We start from the raw sequence: 15,544 nt of genomic DNA, 5'->3' as shown, positions 1-15,544 counted from the left end.
TTAGAACCCCTGAGCACTTGCGGTTACCAGTGCCGACTCTTCGGCCCGATCGCGAACAATATCGGCGGTCAGTTTGCCGCCGGACATCACCAGAATGCGGTCAGATACCGCCATAATCTCTTTCAAATCCGAGGTGGAAAAGACCACCGCGATCCCCTGCTCAGAGAGCTGCACCATCATGCGGAACACGTCCGCTTTGGCCCCCACGTCGATGCCGCGGGTCGGCTCATCAAGGAAGAGCACCTTCGGGTTGGTCAGCAGCGAGCGGCCAATCACCACCTTTTGCTGGTTGCCGCCGCTGAGCGCCTGGATCTCTACTTCCGGGGTGGAGACCTTAATCGACAGGTTGCCGATAGTGCTGGCGACGACCTGCTGCTCCGCCTTTTGCGCAATGGCAAAGCCGCGCTGCAACCGACGCCACAGGCTGGCGATGGTCAGGTTGCTGGCCACCGACGAGCCGGGAAAAATGCCGGTGCGTTTGCGGTCTTCCGGCACCAGGCTCATCCCCATGCGGATACGCTCGGCGGTGGTTAAGCGCTGGGGCACCGGTTTACTGTCGAGCCACAGCTTGCCCAGATAGTTGCGCTCGGTGCCGAGCATGCACTCGAACAGCTCCGTGCGTCCGGCCCCCATCAGGCCGTAGATGCCGACGATCTCCCCGGCTTTGACCTGGAAGCTGACGTCATTCACCACCGTATTCCCGGCAGCGTTGACGCAGGTGATGTGCTCCGCCTCCAGCACCGGCGCGCCGAAGGTGCGGCCCGGCTCAAGGAAGTTACTCACCGGGTCGCTGCCGAGCATCTCGCGCACAATCCACGGCACGTCGATATCCTGCACCTTCGCTTCGGCCTGGAATTTGCCGTCGCGCAGAATGGTGATCACATCACCTATCGCCATCAGCTCTTCCAGCCGGTGGGAGATATAGATGATGGAGACCCCCTGACGGGTCAGCTCGCGGATCACCCGAAACAGGATCTCCACCTCGGTTTTACTCAGCGCCGAGGTGGGCTCGTCGAGGATCAGGATGTCGGCGTCCTCGGCCAGCGCCTTGGCGATCTCGATCAGCTGCTGCTGTCCCACCTTCAGGTTGCCCACCAGCTCCCGCGGGGAGATAGGCTGATCGAGGCGCTTCAGCAGCTCTGCGGTGCGGGCCTCCTGTTCCGCCTCGTTGATCGGCGTTATCCCCTTTTGCAGCTCGCGGCCAAGGAAGACATTCTCCGCCACGTTGAGGTTCTCAAACAGGTTCAGCTCCTGGTGCACCATGCCAATGCCGTGGGCGGCGGCATCCCGGGTACTGGCGAACGAGACCTGTTTGCCGTTGAGCCACATCTCGCCGAGGCTGGGCTGCTGGACGCCTGCGAGGATCTTCATCAGCGTCGATTTCCCGGCGCCGTTCTCGCCGATAATCACATTCACTTTGCCGCGCCAGACGCGGTAATCGACCTTATCCAGCGCCACGGTGCCGGGAAAGAGCATCGAGATGCCGCGGGTGCTGAGGATAATGTCGTCTGCCAGGGTATCGCTCATCACGGCGTCTCCTGTTTCAGTTCCAGCGCTGCCGCCTCATTCGCCTTGCCGCCCGTCAGGGTGGTGGCGAACAGCACGGTGGCATTTTTGCCGCTCCAGCTGTCGTCGATTTTCGGCAGATGCTTCGCCGCCTCGCGGTTGAGGGCGCGGGAGAGCTGGGCATACTGAACCTGGTTGGTAAATTCATCGAAGCGGAACCCGGCGGCGTCGCGGATGGCGTTGCCGCGCATCACCGGCCCGCTCTGGATCTCCATCGGCTGGCCGTTCACCGTCATCACCAGCTTCTGCTCACGCGCGTTGCTGACATCCACGCGCTCCACCTTGCCGGTGAGGCGCACGAAGACGCTCTGCGGTGTGGCTGCGGGCGTGTTCAGCTGGGTGGTGAGGGCGCTGGCGTCCAGGGCATGATTTTTCGCGGCGTCGAGGATCCGCGGCTGCCAGGTTTGTTGCGCGATCTGCTGTGGGGTCTGGTTGTCAAAGCTCGCTTTGGCGTTGGGATCGGCAGGCATAATCGGCTTGCCGTTCTCATCCAGATCCACCACGGTGCAGGCCGTCAGCAACAGGGCGGCTGCGCCTGTCAGCGCGGCGCCCCATTGTGTTAATCGCATACTGCCTCCGCTTATTTGCTGAGGTTAAACAGGTTCAGCTTGCTGGCGTTGGATTCGTCGATGAGCACGCAGTCCATCAGCTGCTTCTCATCTTTTTGCGCTTTGCCGTTTTTCAGGTAGTAGTCGGCCTGCTCAACGGCCATCTGCGCCTGCTGCCAGCCTGGCTGCAGCACCGTGGCTTTAATGTTGCCGTTCTTCAGGATCGAGTCGCGGGTGTAGTCGCTGCCGTCAAAGCCGACCACAATCACGTTGTTCTTCCCGGCGGCCTTCAGGGCGGCTTCGGCGCCCAGCGCCATGGTGTCGTTACCGGAGATCACGCCCACGATATCGGGGTTGGTCTGCAGGATGGCTTCCATACGGGTGAAGGCTTCGGTCTGGCTCCAGTTGGCGGTCTGCTGCGCCACCATCTTCATGTCCGGGTAGTCGTCGATCACATCGTGATAGCCCTGGGAGCGCACGTGGGCGTTGGTGTCCGACGGACGGCCCAGCAGCTCAACGTATTTCCCTTTGCCGTCCAGCAGCTTGACGAATTTCTCCGCACCGAGCTGCGCCCCCTGATAGTTGTTCGAGACAATCTGCGCTACCGCCACGCCGGTTTTATTGATTTCACGATCGATCAGGAAAGCAGGGACGCCTGCCGCTTTGGCCTTCTCCAGCGGACCGACGGTGGCATCCGCCCCGGCGTTATCCAGGATGATCGCTTTCGCCTTACGGGCGATGGCAGTTTCAATCAGCTGGTTTTGTTTGTTCACGTCATCGTCGTGCGAGGCGACAAGGGTGGTGTAGCCCAGCTCCTTTGCCTTCGCCGCCGCGCCGTCGGCTTCAGCCTTGAAGAACGGGTTGTCGTGTGAGGGGGTAATAATCGCAATGAGTCCGTTATCGGCGGCAAACAGGGAACCGGAAGCGGCGATCATTGAGGCCAGTAAAGCGGATTTTACAAAGGTCGTGTTCATTCTTTTTCTCCACATTGAATATTTATTCAATAATGATTTATTATTCAATGTAACGATAAGACTGCCTGATAAAACTGTCTACGGTTCAGGCAGCTAATTTGTTTAAAAGGAGAAAAGGATCACGATCCTGAGCAATTATTCATCACAAATCAGCGTCACGACCGTCGCGTCTTTACGCAGCCAGTGCGCGGTAAATACCTGATTTTGTGTGAAGGGAGGAAGCAGGCGGGTCAGCGTTAAGGTCAGAGCATCGGCGGTCAGGGAGGTGACGCGCGCGCATTCAAACCCCATCCACGCCTGTACCTGAGGGAAGAGCGCTTTGAACAGGCTCTCTTTGGCGCTAAACACCAGGGTGAAGGCGAGCGCGAAGGGAAGACCGCAGTCGGCCAGCACCTGGGCTTCAGCAGGATCAATCACGCCATCCTGAATCTCACGCGCTTCGTTTTCCGCGATAATCGCTTCGCAATCGATCCCCACCAGGCCATTATCGCGGCAAATCGCTACCGCTTGCGTGCCGCTGTGGGAGAGGCTGCCCCGCACCCCGGCAGGCCACAGCGGTTCGCCGCTGCTGCCGATGCCGGGAATGGCCTGCCTGTTCAGGGCGTGAAAGGCGGCGATGCGCCCGGCCAGGTGGTCGGCTTTGCGTTTGCGTCCGGCGTCAGAGAGCTGGTGATGGTGCGGCAGCCAGAGCAGATCGGCCTCGGTGAAAGTGGCGGGCTCGAAGGTGACGCGGTGAATGATCTGTCCGGCGAGAAGAAATGTGGCGTGGGTGGTCTGCATGTTCTTCTCGCGGTGGACAAAAGGAGCGCTATCTTAACCTGTTTGCGGCCCGGTTGCTCAAAGGAGGGCGTTTTTGTCGATCCCCAGGCGCTTCATGCGCGACAGCAGGGTGGTGCGTTTCAGCCCCAGACGCTGGGCTGCGCCTCGCGGTCCGGCGATCACCCCGTTGGTCTCTTTCAGCACCCGCACAATGTGCTGATACTCCTCCTCGCCTTCGCGGATATCGCTCACCACGGTCTCCGGTGCGGCACTGCTGGCGCGATGAAAATCGATATCCGGCATCGAAAGCTGCAGGACATTGCCGCGGGTGAGCAACACGGCACGCTCAATCACGTTTTCCAGCTCGCGTACGTTGCCTGGCCACTCCATCCTGCTGAGCTGGCGCAGGGTCTCTGCAGGTATGCTGTCGATGTTGCGCCCCAGCCGGTGGGCAATCTTAAAGGTGAAAGATTTCACCAGCAGGGGAATATCTTCCGGGCGTTCGCGCAGCGGCGGCAGGAAGATGGGGAAGACGTTAAGGCGATAGTAGAGATCGCTGCGGAATTCGCGGTCGGCCACCATCTGCGTCAGATCGCGGTTGGTGGCGGCAATCAGCCGCACGTCGGTGTGGATGATGCGGTTGCTGCCGAGGCGTTCAAACTCCTGCTCCTGGAGTACGCGCAGCAGCTTAGGCTGAAGCTCAATGGGCATATCGCCCACTTCATCCAGGAACAGGGTGCTTTTGTCTGCCAGCTCAAAGCGGCCAATGCGCTGGGCGCTGGCGCCGGTAAAGGCTCCGCGTTCGTGACCAAACAGATCGCTCTCCAGCAGCCCGGCAGGCATCGCCGCGCAGTTCATCTTCACCATCCGCCGATCGCGGCGCCCGCTCAGGTTGTGAATGGCGCGGGCAATCAGCTCCTTGCCGGTGCCGGTCTCGCCGAGGATCAGCACGGTGCTGTTACTCTGGGCGACCATCTCCACCTGCTTCATTACCGTCATCATGGCGCTGCTGCGGCCAATGATTTCGCCAAAATCGGTGGCAACGTTGTTGATCTGCTCGGTCAGGGCCAGGTTTTCGTCGATCAACCGCTCCTTGAGATGGCTGATTTCCCGGTAGGAGAGGGCATTATCCACGGCGATGGCGACACGTTCGGCAATCTGGTTCAGCAGCTTCAGATTGGATGGGGTAAACACCTGGGCTTTGCACTGCGCCAGCTTCAGGGTGCCCAGCACCCGGTCGCGGAACATCAGCGGGAACAGGCACAGGGTCTGATCCTGCTCCCCCCACATATCAAACAGCATGCGTTCATAGGGGGCGTGCTGATCCCGGTGATGCAGGTTAAGCATCAGCATCTGCTTATTGCGCATCACTTTTTCAGACAGCGTGCCCTTTTCGTCCACCTCGCTCTGGTCGTGCAGGGGCGCCTCTTTATCGAGGTAGTGGGTGGAATAGACAAGTAGTTTCCCTTTGCGATCGCTGCGCAGCACCATGCTGATAGAGTCAATGCCGAAGTTGCGCTGGATCTCCTGCGCCACCTCCGACACCAGCTCATCAAGGTCGAGCTTCGACAGCACGGCGTTGGTGATCGCCACCAGCAGGCGAAAATCGTTACGCTCCCGCCAAAGCAGGTCGTAGTTATCGCTGTTGTGCAGCCGCGCCTGGATCTGCTCCACGGCCAGCCCGGCCGCCTGGGTCAGGGTTTGCAGGCGGGAAAAATCGCTGTCGCTCCAGGGCTTCTCCTGGGTGCGCAAGAACTCGCAGCCGCCGAAGATGCGGCCATCGGCGGCGATGGGCGTCAGGCAATAGTGAGCAAACGAGGGATAACGATCGAGGGCGGCAAGCTGCGGCCAGGTCTCGTTAAAGGTCGCCGCCGTGCAGTGCAGCACGTCCGGGCGGGAAAGCATGCGGCGGAAAGGGCCGCTCGCCAGCAGGGGCTCATCTTCGTAGCGGATATCACAGCCCTGTTCGTCGGTGCTGTAGAGATAAACCCGGCGCGATTCCGACTGCCAGAGCAGAATATGGACGCTATCGGCGAGGTTTATCTGCCGGACATGCTGGGTCAGCGCCTGCGCCAGGGCGCAAAGATCGGTCTGTTGCAGCAAAGTACGGGTAATGTCGAACAATCCGTGATCGACAGGATCGTTGGTGGGTGTATACGACATGCGTTTTATCCAGAGTATCCAGAAAAATGAGAGACGAATGCGCCGCCCGGATCAGCAAATTCGCGGCAGTGGCTCGCTGTGGGGCAAATTCAGCGACCGTTTTACGCCGTAGAGTCCGGTAAGTCGTACCCCTTTGTGCTCAACCACCTCACCAATAATAGCGGCGTTCACGCCTAAAGGGTGTTCCCGCAGCCGGGCCAGCACCCGTTCGGCCGCCTGGCGTTCCACCACGATAGCCAGCTTGCCTTCGTTGGCGAAGTTGAGCGGATCAAGCCCCAGCAGCTCGCACGCGCCGCGCACGGCGGGTTTCACCGGCAGGCTGGCTTCTTCTATTTCAATCCCGCAGCCGCTGCTGGCGGCAAACTCATGGGCCACGGCGTTCACGCCGCCGCGGGTGGCGTCGCGCAGGGCTTTGATGCCGGGCTCGCCACGCAGGGCCTGGATCAGCGGCGTCAGTACAGCGCAGTCGCTCTGCAGATCGCCCTCCAGACCTAACCCTTCGCGCAGGTTAAGGATAGTGGCGCCGTGATCGCCGAGCGTGCCGCTCACCAGCAGCACATCCCCGGCCTCAATCTGGCGCATGCCCCAGTTTACCCCCTCGGGCACCGAACCGATACCGGCGGTATTGATAAACACTTTGTCCGCCGCGCCGCGCGGCACCACCTTGGTATCGCCGGTGACGATGGTAATGCCCGCCGCCGCCGCGGTGGCGGCCATGCTGGTGACGATGCGCTCAAGGGTCGCCATCTCCAGCCCCTCTTCGAGGATAAAGCCGCAGGAGAGCCAGCGCGGGATCGCCCCGCTTACCGCGACATCATTGGCGGTGCCGCAGATGGCCAGCTTGCCGATATCACCCCCCGGAAAGAAGAGCGGGTCAATCACGTAGCTGTCGGTGGAAAAGGCCAGCCGGTCGCCGTGGGCGGTCAGCTCGTGCAGCGGGATTCGGGCCTGGTCTTCCTGTTCGTCCAGCAGCGGGTTGGCGAAGGCGCGCATAAAAAGCTCGCCGATCAGCTGCTGCATCGCTTGTCCGCCGCTGCCGTGGGCGAGGGTTATCTGTTTCAACTTTCACACTCCTGAGAACGGTACTGATACCAGGCGCTGCACGCCCCTTCCGATGAGACCATCAGCGCGCCAAAGGCGCTTTGTGGCGTACATTTGCCGCCAAACAGCGGACACTGCGCCGGTTTACAGCGCCCGGTGAGCACCTCGCCGCACCGCGCCTCGGGATCGTCGCAAATCTGTTGCGCCCGGGGGCGGAAGTAACGCTCGGCGTCAAACTGACGATACGCTTCGGTGAGATGCACGCCGGAGTGCGAAATCACCCCCAGCCCGCGCCACTCGCTGTCGCCTTCAATGCCGAACACCTCGGCGATGGCTGCCTGGGCCACGGCGTTGCCCCCTTCCGGGACGATACGGCGATACTGATTTTCGACCTGGCTTATGCCGGCAATCTTCTGCTCCACCAGCATCAGCACCCCCTGCAGCAGATCCACCGGTTCAAAACCGGCCACCGCCAGCGGGCGCTGATGTTCGGCGGCGATAAAGTCGTAAGCATGGGTGCCAATCACCATGCTGACGTGCCCCGGCGCCAGGAAGGCGTCGATGCCATTTTCCGGCTGCGCCAGCAGGCTTTTCAGCACCGGGATCAGCGTGATGTGCTGGCAGAAAAAGAAGAAGTTCTGCACGTTAAGCGCTTTTGCCTGGCGCAGGGTCAGGGCGGTGGCGGGCATAGTGGTTTCAAACCCCAGCCCGAAGAAGACCACCTTGCGATCCGGATTCTGCCGGGCCAGCTTCAGCGCATCGGCGGGGGAGTAGATGATCCGCACATCCGCGCCGCGCATGCGGGCGTCCAGCAGCGAGCCATTTTGCCCCGGCACCCGCATCGCATCGCCGAAGGTGCAGAAGATCACCTCCGGATGGCTGGCGATTTCGATACAGGTATCGATCCGCCCCATCGGCAGGACGCAGACCGGACAGCCGGGGCCGTGAATAAACTCGATGTTGTCGGGCAGGAGCTGATCCAGCCCGAACTTAAAGATGGCGTGGGTGTGACCGCCGCACACCTCCATAATGCGCAGCGGACGGGCAGCGGTGTAGGCCAGCAGCCCGGCCCGGGCCTTCAGGGCCTCGATCAGCTGCATCACCTTTTGCGGGTCGCGGTATTCATCAACAAAGCGCATCAGCGGGGCTCCTCGCCAAACAGCAGCGGGCCGACGTCCGGCTCCACCTCAAACATGTTCTGCAGGGCGGCAAGGGTATCCAGCGCCTCCTCTTCGTTAATCACGCTCATGGCAAAGCCGACATGCACCAGCACCCACTGGCCGAGACGGCTCTGGCCGTTTTCGTCGCAATCGCCAACAAGGGTCAGATCCACATCGCGCAGTACGCCGCACACCTCCACGCTGGCCTGCATGCCGTCATGGATGGCGCTGATTTTTCCAGGAATGCCTATGCACATCGCTGCGCCTCCAGCCAGTCGAGCCAGGCGTCCATCCCGTCGCCGCGGGTGGCGGAGACCAGCAGAATCGCAATCTCCGGGTTCACTTCCCGGGCGGCGGCGAGGCATTTCTCCACGTCAAAATTCAGATAGGGCAGCAAGTCGACCTTGTTCAGCAGCATCAGCGAGGCGGCGGCGAACATGTGCGGATACTTCAGCGGTTTGTCCTCGCCTTCGGTAACGGAGAGCACCGCCACCTTATGGCGCTCGCCAAGATCGAAGCTCGCCGGGCAGACCAGATTGCCGACATTCTCAATAAACATAATGCCGCCATCCTCCAGCGGCAGGCGCGCCATCGCATCCGCGATCATCTGCGCGTCGAGATGGCAGCCCTTGCCGGTGTTGACCTGGATGGCGGGGGTGCCGGTGGCGCGGATCCGCTCGGCGTCGTTCACCGTCTGCTGATCGCCCTCGATCACCGCGCAGGGTACGCGCTGCTGCAAACGTTTTAAGGTCTCGGTCAGCAGGGTGGTTTTACCGGAGCCGGGGCTGGAGACCAGGTTCAGCGCCAGCTGGTTGCGGGCGCTGAACTGCGCGCGGTTGCGCCGGGCCAGGTCGTTGTTTTTGCCCAGCACGTCCATCTCGATCTCCACCATTTTGCGCTGGCTGAGGCCGGGAGCATGGGTGCCCGCCTCGCCGTGGCCATAATCCAGCTGGCCCGCCAGAGGTTCTTTCGGGGTAAAAGCCTGAGCGTCCACGCGGGTGATGCGCAGCGCCGGACGGTGTGCTGACGCAAAGGGGGCGCTGCGAAAAGCGGAGTGAGGATTATGCTCATCGCCTTCAATATAGAGGTTGCCCTGATCGCAACCGCAGGTGGTACACATGGTTTACTCCTGTTCAATTTCCAGACGCGTGATATGCAGCCCGTCGTCGGCGACGATATTCAGGTTCGCCCCGCCGCACTGCGGGCAGCGGCGTACGCGGTGGGTCAACAGCTCGACATACGCTTTGCAATCCTGACACCAGCATTCCGCCTGCTGCTCTTCGAGATGCAGGGCGCAGCCTTCGGCGACCGTCTCGCGGCACACCAGCTCAAAGCAAAACTGCAGGGCGCTGCTCTCCACGCAGGAGAAGGCGCCGACGCGCAGCCAGACGCCCGTCACGCGTTTCGCCTGATGCTGGTGAGCCTGTTTTTCAATCAATTCCAGCGCCTGCTGGCAGAGGGTGATTTCGTGCATTGTGCTGTTCCCGGTAAAGTCTGGCCGGATTAAGCAATATTGATGCCATCTTTTAGCAGCAGGGTGGCGAGAGCGGACACGGCGCACGGTCAAAGATGACGAAATGACATGTCATTTTTTGTGATCCCAACGGCTTTAAAAATTATTTTACTTAAATTCAATAAATTAAAAAATGGCACGAAACGTGCTTAAGGGAGCGAACTCTTTACACATTACGCATCAGGTACGTCACATGACACTTTCCGAATTAAGTGAGAAGGCCACCATCATTGCCGGACAGCAGCGGGTGCTGCGATCCCACTGGAACCACTACGGCAATTCGTTGATTCAGGCTATCACCCTCTCTAAAGCCAGCCTGCACCTTACCGTGGGCTGCCACACCGACAGCGGGCTCGGCTTCTGGCTGTTCGACCACTTCCTTATTCGCGTCACGCCGGAGCAGGCGTTCAACGGGCATATCTTCAATTACACCGTTGAAGAGCGCGATAACCCAGAAAGCGTGCTGATTGGCCGCGCCCGCCTCGGTGACGACGGCATGCTGGATGGCGAGATCAACATCGACCAGCGTGAGGCGGTGCTGAACCATTTCCTGAATAAAATCAGTGGGGTTTACGCCGCGATCTGGCAGGCAACGCAGCGCGGCGAATCCCTGACCCTCGCCGTCCTCGCGCAGCACCACGCTGCGGTCTGAGCCGGGTGTCGACAGGTGTCGAAAATGACACTTCCGCCCGTTTTTCGTCAAAAATGACTATCACCAGAGGAAACCAGGTGAATCGTTTTGTAATTGCTGATCCCTCGCTCTGTATCGGCTGCCACACCTGTGAGGCGGCCTGTTCAGAAAACCATCGCCAGCATGGCCTGCAAAGCCAGCCGCGGCTGAAAGTGATGCGTAACAGTAAAGACTCCGCGCCGCAGCTCTGTCATCACTGCGAAGACGCCCCCTGCGCCCAGGTCTGCCCGGTCAACGCCATTACCCGCGTTGACGGCGCTATCCAGCTCAATGAAAGCCTGTGCGTCAGCTGTAAGCTGTGCGGCATCGCCTGTCCGTTTGGCGCCATTGAGTTTGCCGGCAGTCGCCCGCTGGCGATCCCCGCCAACAGCAACACCCCGAAAGCGCCGATGGCCCCACCAGCCCCGGCCCGCGTCAGCCCGTTCCTCGACTGGGTGCCGGGCGTGCGTGCCATCGCGGTGAAGTGCGACCTGTGCCACTTCGATCCGGACGGCCCGGCGTGCGTACGCACCTGTCCGACCAAATCCCTGCGTCTGGTGAATAACCAGGATATCGCCCGCGCCAGCAAGCGCAAACGCGAGCTCACTATCAATACGGATCTGGGCGATCTGTCGTTGTTCCAGTCGCAACAAGGAGAGCGCTGATGACTGTTTTTTCGTTAATTAACCAGGCGCTGGGCTGGTACCTCGTCAGCGCCGTGCTGGCGCTGGTGTTCAGCGCCAACCGCACCCTCAGCGGCGCCATTACCGGCTTTGGCGGGGCGATTGCCAGCGCCCTGGCGGTGACGGCAGGAGGAGTTGCGCTGCTGGCCGCGCCGCACCTTTCACAGACGGGGGAGATCGCCTGGCTTCACGTCAACATCCAGATGAGCGGCATCCGGGCGGTGTGGCTTATCGCCATCGGCCTGCCGGCGCTGCTCATCAGCCTGTTTACTGTCGCCTGGCATCGCCACCCGCAGGCCAAAAGTAACGGCCTGCTGACCAACCTGCTGATGGCCGCCGCCGTCGCCGCGATCATGGTCGATAACCTCGGCTGGCTGGTGGTGATGGCGGAGATCATGGCCCTGTGCGGCGCGTTTCTTACCGGCTGCGCCCAGTCCGGCAAGCTCTGGTTTGTGCTGGGACGTCTGGGGACGCTGCTGCTGGCCTTCGCCTGCTGGCAGGCGTGGCGCTACTACGGCACCCTGGACTTCGCGGCGATGGGGGCGATGGCCTCAGACCAGGCGCCGGGGGCCAGCATCTGGCTGCCGGGTCTGGCGGGCTTTGGCCTGCTGGCGGGGGTGATCCCGCTGCACGGCTGGGCACCCCAGGCGCATGCGAACGCCAGCGCGCCTGCCGCGGCGCTCTTCTCCACGGTGGTGATGAAGGTGGGCCTCTACGGCATGCTGACCATCGCGCTTTGCGGGGCGCTGCCGCCGCTGTGGCTCGGGGTGCTGCTGCTGGTGCTGGGCATGATCACCGCCTTTGTCGGCGGACTCTATGCCCTGATGGAGCACAACATCCAGCGCCTGCTGGCGTACCACACTCTGGAGAACATCGGCATTATCCTGCTCGGCCTGGGGGCAGGGGTGACCGGCATCGCGCTGCAAAGCCCGCTGCTGGTGGCGCTGGGCTTTACCGGCGGGCTCTATCACCTGGTGAACCACGGCCTGTTTAAAACCACGCTGTTCCTCGGCGCGGGCGCGGTGTGGTATCGCACCGGCCATCGCGACATCGAGAAGCTCGGCGGCATCGGCAAAAAAATGCCGCTCATCTCCCTTGCGATGCTGGTGGGGCTGATGGCGATGGCGGCCCTGCCGCCGCTGAACGGGTTTGCCGGGGAGTGGGTGATCTACCAGTCCTTCTTTAACCTCGGCACCCACGACGCCTTTGTTGCCCGCCTGCTGGGGCCACTGCTGGCTACGGGGCTGGCGATCACCGGCGCGCTGGCGGTGATGTGTATGGCGAAAGTCTACGGCGTCACATTCCTCGGCGCACCGCGCACCCCGGAGGCGGAAAACGCCTGCTGCGCCCCGTGGCTGATGACCGCCAGCACCGTGCTGGCGGCGCTCTGCTGCGTGGCGGGCGGCGTGGCCGCGCCGTGGCTTCTGCCGATGATTGGCCACCTGTTCCCGGTGAACGGCGGAACGGTAAACACCGTCTCCCAGCCGATGATCACCCTCCTGCTGCTGGCGGGGCTGCTGCTGCCCTTTATCGTGCTGGTGCTCTTCAAAGGCAACCGCCTGGCGAACCGCGCCCGCGGCTTTGCCTGGGTGTGCGGCTACGACCACGAGCAGTCGATGGTCATCACCGCCCACGGCTTTGCCATGCCGGTTAAGGAGTCCTTCGCGCCGGTGCTGAAGCTGCGCAAATGGCTTAACCCGGTTCGCTTTATCCCTGGCTGGCAGTGCGACTGCACCGCCGTGTTGTTCCACCGTATCGCCCTGATTGAGCTGGCGGTGCTGGTGGTTGTCGTTATCTCCCGAGGAGCCTGAACATGACTTTGATCTACGCACTGATTCAGGCGCTGGTGCTCTTTGCCGCAGCGCCGCTGCTGGCGGGCATCACCCGCGTGGCCCGCGCCCGTCTGCATACCCGTCGCGGGCCGGATATCTTCCAGGAGTACCGCGATCTCATCAAGCTGCTGGGCCGCCAGAGCGTGGCCCCGGCCGCCTCTGGCTGGGTCTTCCGCCTGATGCCGTTGGTGATGGTGGGGGTGATGTTCGCCATCGCCAGCGCGCTGCCGGTGATTACGCTCGCTTCACCGCTGCCCGCGCTGGGGGATCTCATCACCCTGATCTACCTCTTCGCCATCGCGCGCTTCTTCTTCGCCATCGCCGGGCTCGATACCGGCAGCCCGTTCACCGGGATTGGCGCCAGCCGCGAAGCGATGCTCGGCGTACTGGTGGAGCCGATCCTGCTGCTGGGTCTGTGGGTTGCCGCTCAGGTGGCAGGCACCACCCACATCAGCGCGGTTACCGCCACCATCTACCACTGGCCGGCGGCGCACACCGTAACGCTATTCCTTGCTCTGTGCGCCTGCGCCTTCGCCACCTTTATCGAGATGGGCAAGCTGCCGTTTGACCTTGCCGAAGCGGAGCAGGAGCTGCAGGAAGGGCCACTGTCAGAGTACAGCGGGGCGGGCTTTGCGCTCCTCAAGTGGGGCATCAGCCTGAAACAGCTGGTGGTGCTGCAGATGTTCGTCGGGGTGTTTATCCCCTGGGGACAGATGAGCCACTTCTCCGCAGGCGGCCTGCTGCTGGCGGTGGTGGTGGCAGTGGTCAAGCTGGTCGTGGGCGTGCTGGTGATCGCCCTGTTCGAGAACAGCATGGCGCGCCTGCGCTTTAACGCCACCTCACGAATTACCTGGACCGGTTTTGGTCTGGCATTTTTAGCTTTCGTCTCCTTGCTGGCGGCGTGACTGTAGAGAATACCCATGTCTGAAGAAAAAATTGGTCAACACTATCTCGCCGCACTGCACCAGGCCTTCCCAGGCGTGGTGCTGGATGAAGCCTGGCAGACCAAAGATCAAATCACCGTCACGGTGAAAATCAACTACCTGCCGGAAGTGGTCGAGTTCCTCTATTACAAACAGGGCGGCTGGCTGTCGGTGCTCTTTGGCAACGATGAACGCCAGCTCTGCGGCAGCTATGCCGTCTATTACGTGCTGTCGATGGAGCAGGGCACCCGCTGCTGGCTCACCGTGCGCGTGGAAGTGGACGCCGATAAGCCAGAGTTCCCCTCCGTCACCCCGCGCGTACCTGCTGCCGTCTGGGGCGAGCGCGAAGTGCGCGACATGTATGGCCTGATCCCGGTCGGGCTGCCGGACGAGCGTCGCTTGGTGCTGCCGGATGACTGGCCGGACGAACTCTATCCGCTGCGTAAAGACAGCATGGATTACCGCCAGCGTCCGGCGCCGACCACCGACAAAGAGACCTACGAGTTCATTAACGAACTCGGCGACAAGAAAAATAACGTGGTGCCGATTGGTCCGCTGCACGTCACCTCCGACGAGCCGGGCCACTTCCGCCTGTTCGTCGACGGCGAGAACATCATCGACGCCGACTACCGCCTGTTCTACGTCCACCGCGGCATGGAGAAGCTGGCCGAAACGCGGATGGGCTACAACGAAGTGACCTTCCTGTCAGATCGCGTCTGCGGCATCTGCGGCTTTGCTCACAGCACCGCCTACACCACCTCGGTGGAGAACGCGATGGGGATCGTGGTGCCGGAACGCGCCCAGATGATCCGCGCCATTCTGCTGGAGGTGGAGCGCCTGCACTCGCACCTGCTCAACCTCGGCCTGGCCTGCCACTTCGTCGGCTTTGACTCCGGCTTTATGCAGTTCTTCCGCGTGCGTGAGACCTCCATGAAGATGGCGGAGATCCTCACCGGGGCGCGTAAAACCTACGGCCTGAACCTGATCGGCGGCATCCGTCGCGATCTGCTGAAAGAGGACATGATCGCCACCCGCCAGCTGGCCCAGCAGATGCGCCGTGAGGTGCAGGATCTGGTGGATATTCTGCTGAGCACGCCGAACATCGAACAGCGGACCGTCGGCGTGGGCCGTCTCGACCCGCAGATCGCCCGCGATTTTAGCAACGTCGGCCCGATGGTGCGCGCCAGCGGCCACGCCCGCGACACCCGCGCCGATCACCCGTTTGTCGGTTACGGCCTGCTGCCGATGGAAGTGCACAGCGAGCAGGGCTGCGACGTCATCTCCCGCCTGAAGGTGCGCATCAACGAGGTCTTTACCGCCCTGAACATGATCGACTTCGGCCTGGACAACCTGCCGGGCGGCGCGCTGATGGTGGAGGGTTTCACCTACATCCCGAACCGCTTTGCGCTGGGCTTTAGCGAAGCGCCGCGCGGGGACGATATCCACTGGAGCATGACCGGCGACAACCAGAAGCTGTGGCGCTGGCGCTGCCGGGCGGCCACCTACGCCAACTGGCCGACCCTGCGCTACATGCTGCGCGGCAACACCGTCTCCGACGCGCCGCTGATTATCGGCAGCCTCGATCCTTGCTACTCCTGCACCGACCGCATGACGGTGGTGGACGTGCGCAAGAAGAAAAGCCAGGTGGTGCCGTACAAAGAGCTGGAGCGCTACAGCATTGAACGCAAAAATTCGCCGCTGAAATAAGGACT

15 protein-coding genes are annotated in these 15,544 nt (G+C 61.8%); 5 read left to right on the top strand and 10 right to left on the bottom strand.

Features of this window, described 5'->3' with window-relative positions:
• The 10 genes from DVA44_RS18005 to hypA all read right to left on the bottom strand — a co-directional run bounded on the left by DVA44_RS18005 (position 1) and on the right by hypA (position 9,685).
• Complete coding sequence (locus DVA44_RS18005; protein ID WP_210405519.1) at positions 1–1,527, bottom strand: sugar ABC transporter ATP-binding protein; 1,527 nt, start codon at positions 1,525–1,527, stop codon at positions 1–3.
• The gene (locus DVA44_RS18000) at positions 1,527–2,135 is read right to left on the bottom strand and encodes a DUF2291 family protein (RefSeq protein WP_114387721.1); all 609 of its coding nucleotides are present in this window, start codon (positions 2,133–2,135) and stop codon (positions 1,527–1,529) included. Before DVA44_RS18000 ends, DVA44_RS18005 begins: the two co-directional genes overlap by 1 nt.
• A gap of 11 nt (positions 2,136–2,146) precedes the next feature.
• Entirely contained in the window at positions 2,147–3,088 is a 942-nt protein-coding gene (locus tag DVA44_RS17995) for a D-ribose ABC transporter substrate-binding protein (RefSeq protein WP_103824134.1), read from the bottom strand.
• Between the two features lie 135 nt (positions 3,089–3,223).
• On the bottom strand, positions 3,224–3,868 hold the full coding sequence (gene entD, locus DVA44_RS17990) for an enterobactin synthase subunit EntD (RefSeq protein ID WP_114387720.1): 645 nt from the start codon (positions 3,866–3,868) through the stop codon (positions 3,224–3,226).
• 57 nt (positions 3,869–3,925) lie between these two features.
• A complete protein-coding gene (flhA, locus tag DVA44_RS17985; protein WP_103824136.1) occupies positions 3,926–6,010 on the bottom strand; it encodes a formate hydrogenlyase transcriptional activator FlhA in 2,085 nt (694 codons plus the stop codon).
• 51 nt (positions 6,011–6,061) lie between these two features.
• A complete protein-coding gene (hypE, locus tag DVA44_RS17980) occupies positions 6,062–7,072 on the bottom strand; it encodes a hydrogenase expression/formation protein HypE (RefSeq protein WP_114387719.1) in 1,011 nt (336 codons plus the stop codon).
• On the bottom strand, positions 7,069–8,190 hold the full coding sequence (gene hypD, locus DVA44_RS17975) for a hydrogenase formation protein HypD (RefSeq protein ID WP_114387718.1): 1,122 nt from the start codon (positions 8,188–8,190) through the stop codon (positions 7,069–7,071). The genes hypE and hypD overlap by 4 nt, the downstream gene beginning before the upstream one ends.
• Positions 8,190–8,468, bottom strand: coding sequence for a HypC/HybG/HupF family hydrogenase formation chaperone (locus DVA44_RS17970; RefSeq protein WP_114387717.1), 279 nt, complete (start codon positions 8,466–8,468; stop codon positions 8,190–8,192). The genes hypD and DVA44_RS17970 overlap by 1 nt, the downstream gene beginning before the upstream one ends.
• Positions 8,459–9,331, bottom strand: a complete 873-nt coding sequence (gene hypB / locus DVA44_RS17965) for a hydrogenase nickel incorporation protein HypB (protein ID WP_114387716.1) — start codon at positions 9,329–9,331, stop codon at positions 8,459–8,461. Before hypB ends, DVA44_RS17970 begins: the two co-directional genes overlap by 10 nt.
• Positions 9,332–9,334: 3 nt before the next feature.
• Positions 9,335–9,685, bottom strand: coding sequence for a hydrogenase maturation nickel metallochaperone HypA (gene hypA, locus DVA44_RS17960; protein ID WP_114315689.1), 351 nt, complete (start codon positions 9,683–9,685; stop codon positions 9,335–9,337).
• A 232-nt stretch (positions 9,686–9,917) separates the two neighbouring features.
• On the opposite strand from hypA, the gene DVA44_RS17955 reads away from it, so the two are divergent.
• From DVA44_RS17955 to hycE, 5 genes are all read left to right on the top strand, one after another.
• Positions 9,918–10,376 (top strand): transcriptional regulator, encoded by a 459-nt coding sequence (locus tag DVA44_RS17955; protein ID WP_168194495.1) that lies wholly within the window; start codon positions 9,918–9,920, stop codon positions 10,374–10,376.
• 77 nt (positions 10,377–10,453) lie between these two features.
• A complete protein-coding gene (locus DVA44_RS17950) occupies positions 10,454–11,059 on the top strand; it encodes a 4Fe-4S dicluster domain-containing protein (protein ID WP_103824141.1) in 606 nt (201 codons plus the stop codon).
• Positions 11,059–12,888 (top strand): formate hydrogenlyase subunit 3, encoded by a 1,830-nt coding sequence (hycC, locus tag DVA44_RS17945; protein WP_114387715.1) that lies wholly within the window; start codon positions 11,059–11,061, stop codon positions 12,886–12,888. The genes DVA44_RS17950 and hycC overlap by 1 nt, the downstream gene beginning before the upstream one ends.
• A 2-nt stretch (positions 12,889–12,890) precedes the next feature.
• Positions 12,891–13,814: a respiratory chain complex I subunit 1 family protein gene (locus DVA44_RS17940; protein WP_114315685.1), complete on the top strand. Its 924-nt coding sequence runs from the start codon at positions 12,891–12,893 to the stop codon at positions 13,812–13,814.
• Between the two features lie 15 nt (positions 13,815–13,829).
• Positions 13,830–15,539: a formate hydrogenlyase subunit HycE gene (gene hycE, locus DVA44_RS17935; protein WP_114315684.1), complete on the top strand. Its 1,710-nt coding sequence runs from the start codon at positions 13,830–13,832 to the stop codon at positions 15,537–15,539.
• Positions 15,540–15,544: the final 5 nt, after the last annotated feature.

The sequence above is a fragment of the Leclercia sp. W17 genome (assembly GCF_003336325.1).
In the GTDB taxonomy this organism is placed as follows: domain Bacteria; phylum Pseudomonadota; class Gammaproteobacteria; order Enterobacterales; family Enterobacteriaceae; genus Enterobacter.
The sequence above is the reverse complement of the archived record's forward strand: the minus strand, read 5'-3'. Positions and strand labels throughout refer to the sequence as shown.

Bases quoted from the DNA above. Each gene is read 5' to 3' on its own strand.
- DVA44_RS18005 (WP_210405519.1), bottom strand. From the start codon at position 1,527: ATGAGCGATACCCTGGCAGACGACATTATCCTCAGCACCCGCGGCATC.
- DVA44_RS18000 (WP_114387721.1), bottom strand. From the start codon at position 2,135: ATGCGATTAACACAATGGGGCGCCGCGCTGACAGGCGCAGCCGCCCTG.
- DVA44_RS17995 (WP_103824134.1), bottom strand. From the start codon at position 3,088: ATGAACACGACCTTTGTAAAATCCGCTTTACTGGCCTCAATGATCGCC.
- entD (WP_114387720.1), bottom strand. From the start codon at position 3,868: ATGCAGACCACCCACGCCACATTTCTTCTCGCCGGACAGATCATTCAC.
- flhA (WP_103824136.1), bottom strand. From the start codon at position 6,010: ATGTCGTATACACCCACCAACGATCCTGTCGATCACGGATTGTTCGAC.
- hypD (WP_114387718.1), bottom strand. From the start codon at position 8,190: ATGCGCTTTGTTGATGAATACCGCGACCCGCAAAAGGTGATGCAGCTG.
- DVA44_RS17970 (WP_114387717.1), bottom strand. From the start codon at position 8,468: ATGTGCATAGGCATTCCTGGAAAAATCAGCGCCATCCATGACGGCATG.
- hypB (WP_114387716.1), bottom strand. From the start codon at position 9,331: ATGTGTACCACCTGCGGTTGCGATCAGGGCAACCTCTATATTGAAGGC.
- hypA (WP_114315689.1), bottom strand. From the start codon at position 9,685: ATGCACGAAATCACCCTCTGCCAGCAGGCGCTGGAATTGATTGAAAAA.
- DVA44_RS17955 (WP_168194495.1), top strand. From the start codon at position 9,918: ATGACACTTTCCGAATTAAGTGAGAAGGCCACCATCATTGCCGGACAG.
- hycC (WP_114387715.1), top strand. From the start codon at position 11,059: ATGACTGTTTTTTCGTTAATTAACCAGGCGCTGGGCTGGTACCTCGTC.
- DVA44_RS17940 (WP_114315685.1), top strand. From the start codon at position 12,891: ATGACTTTGATCTACGCACTGATTCAGGCGCTGGTGCTCTTTGCCGCA.
- hycE (WP_114315684.1), top strand. From the start codon at position 13,830: ATGTCTGAAGAAAAAATTGGTCAACACTATCTCGCCGCACTGCACCAG.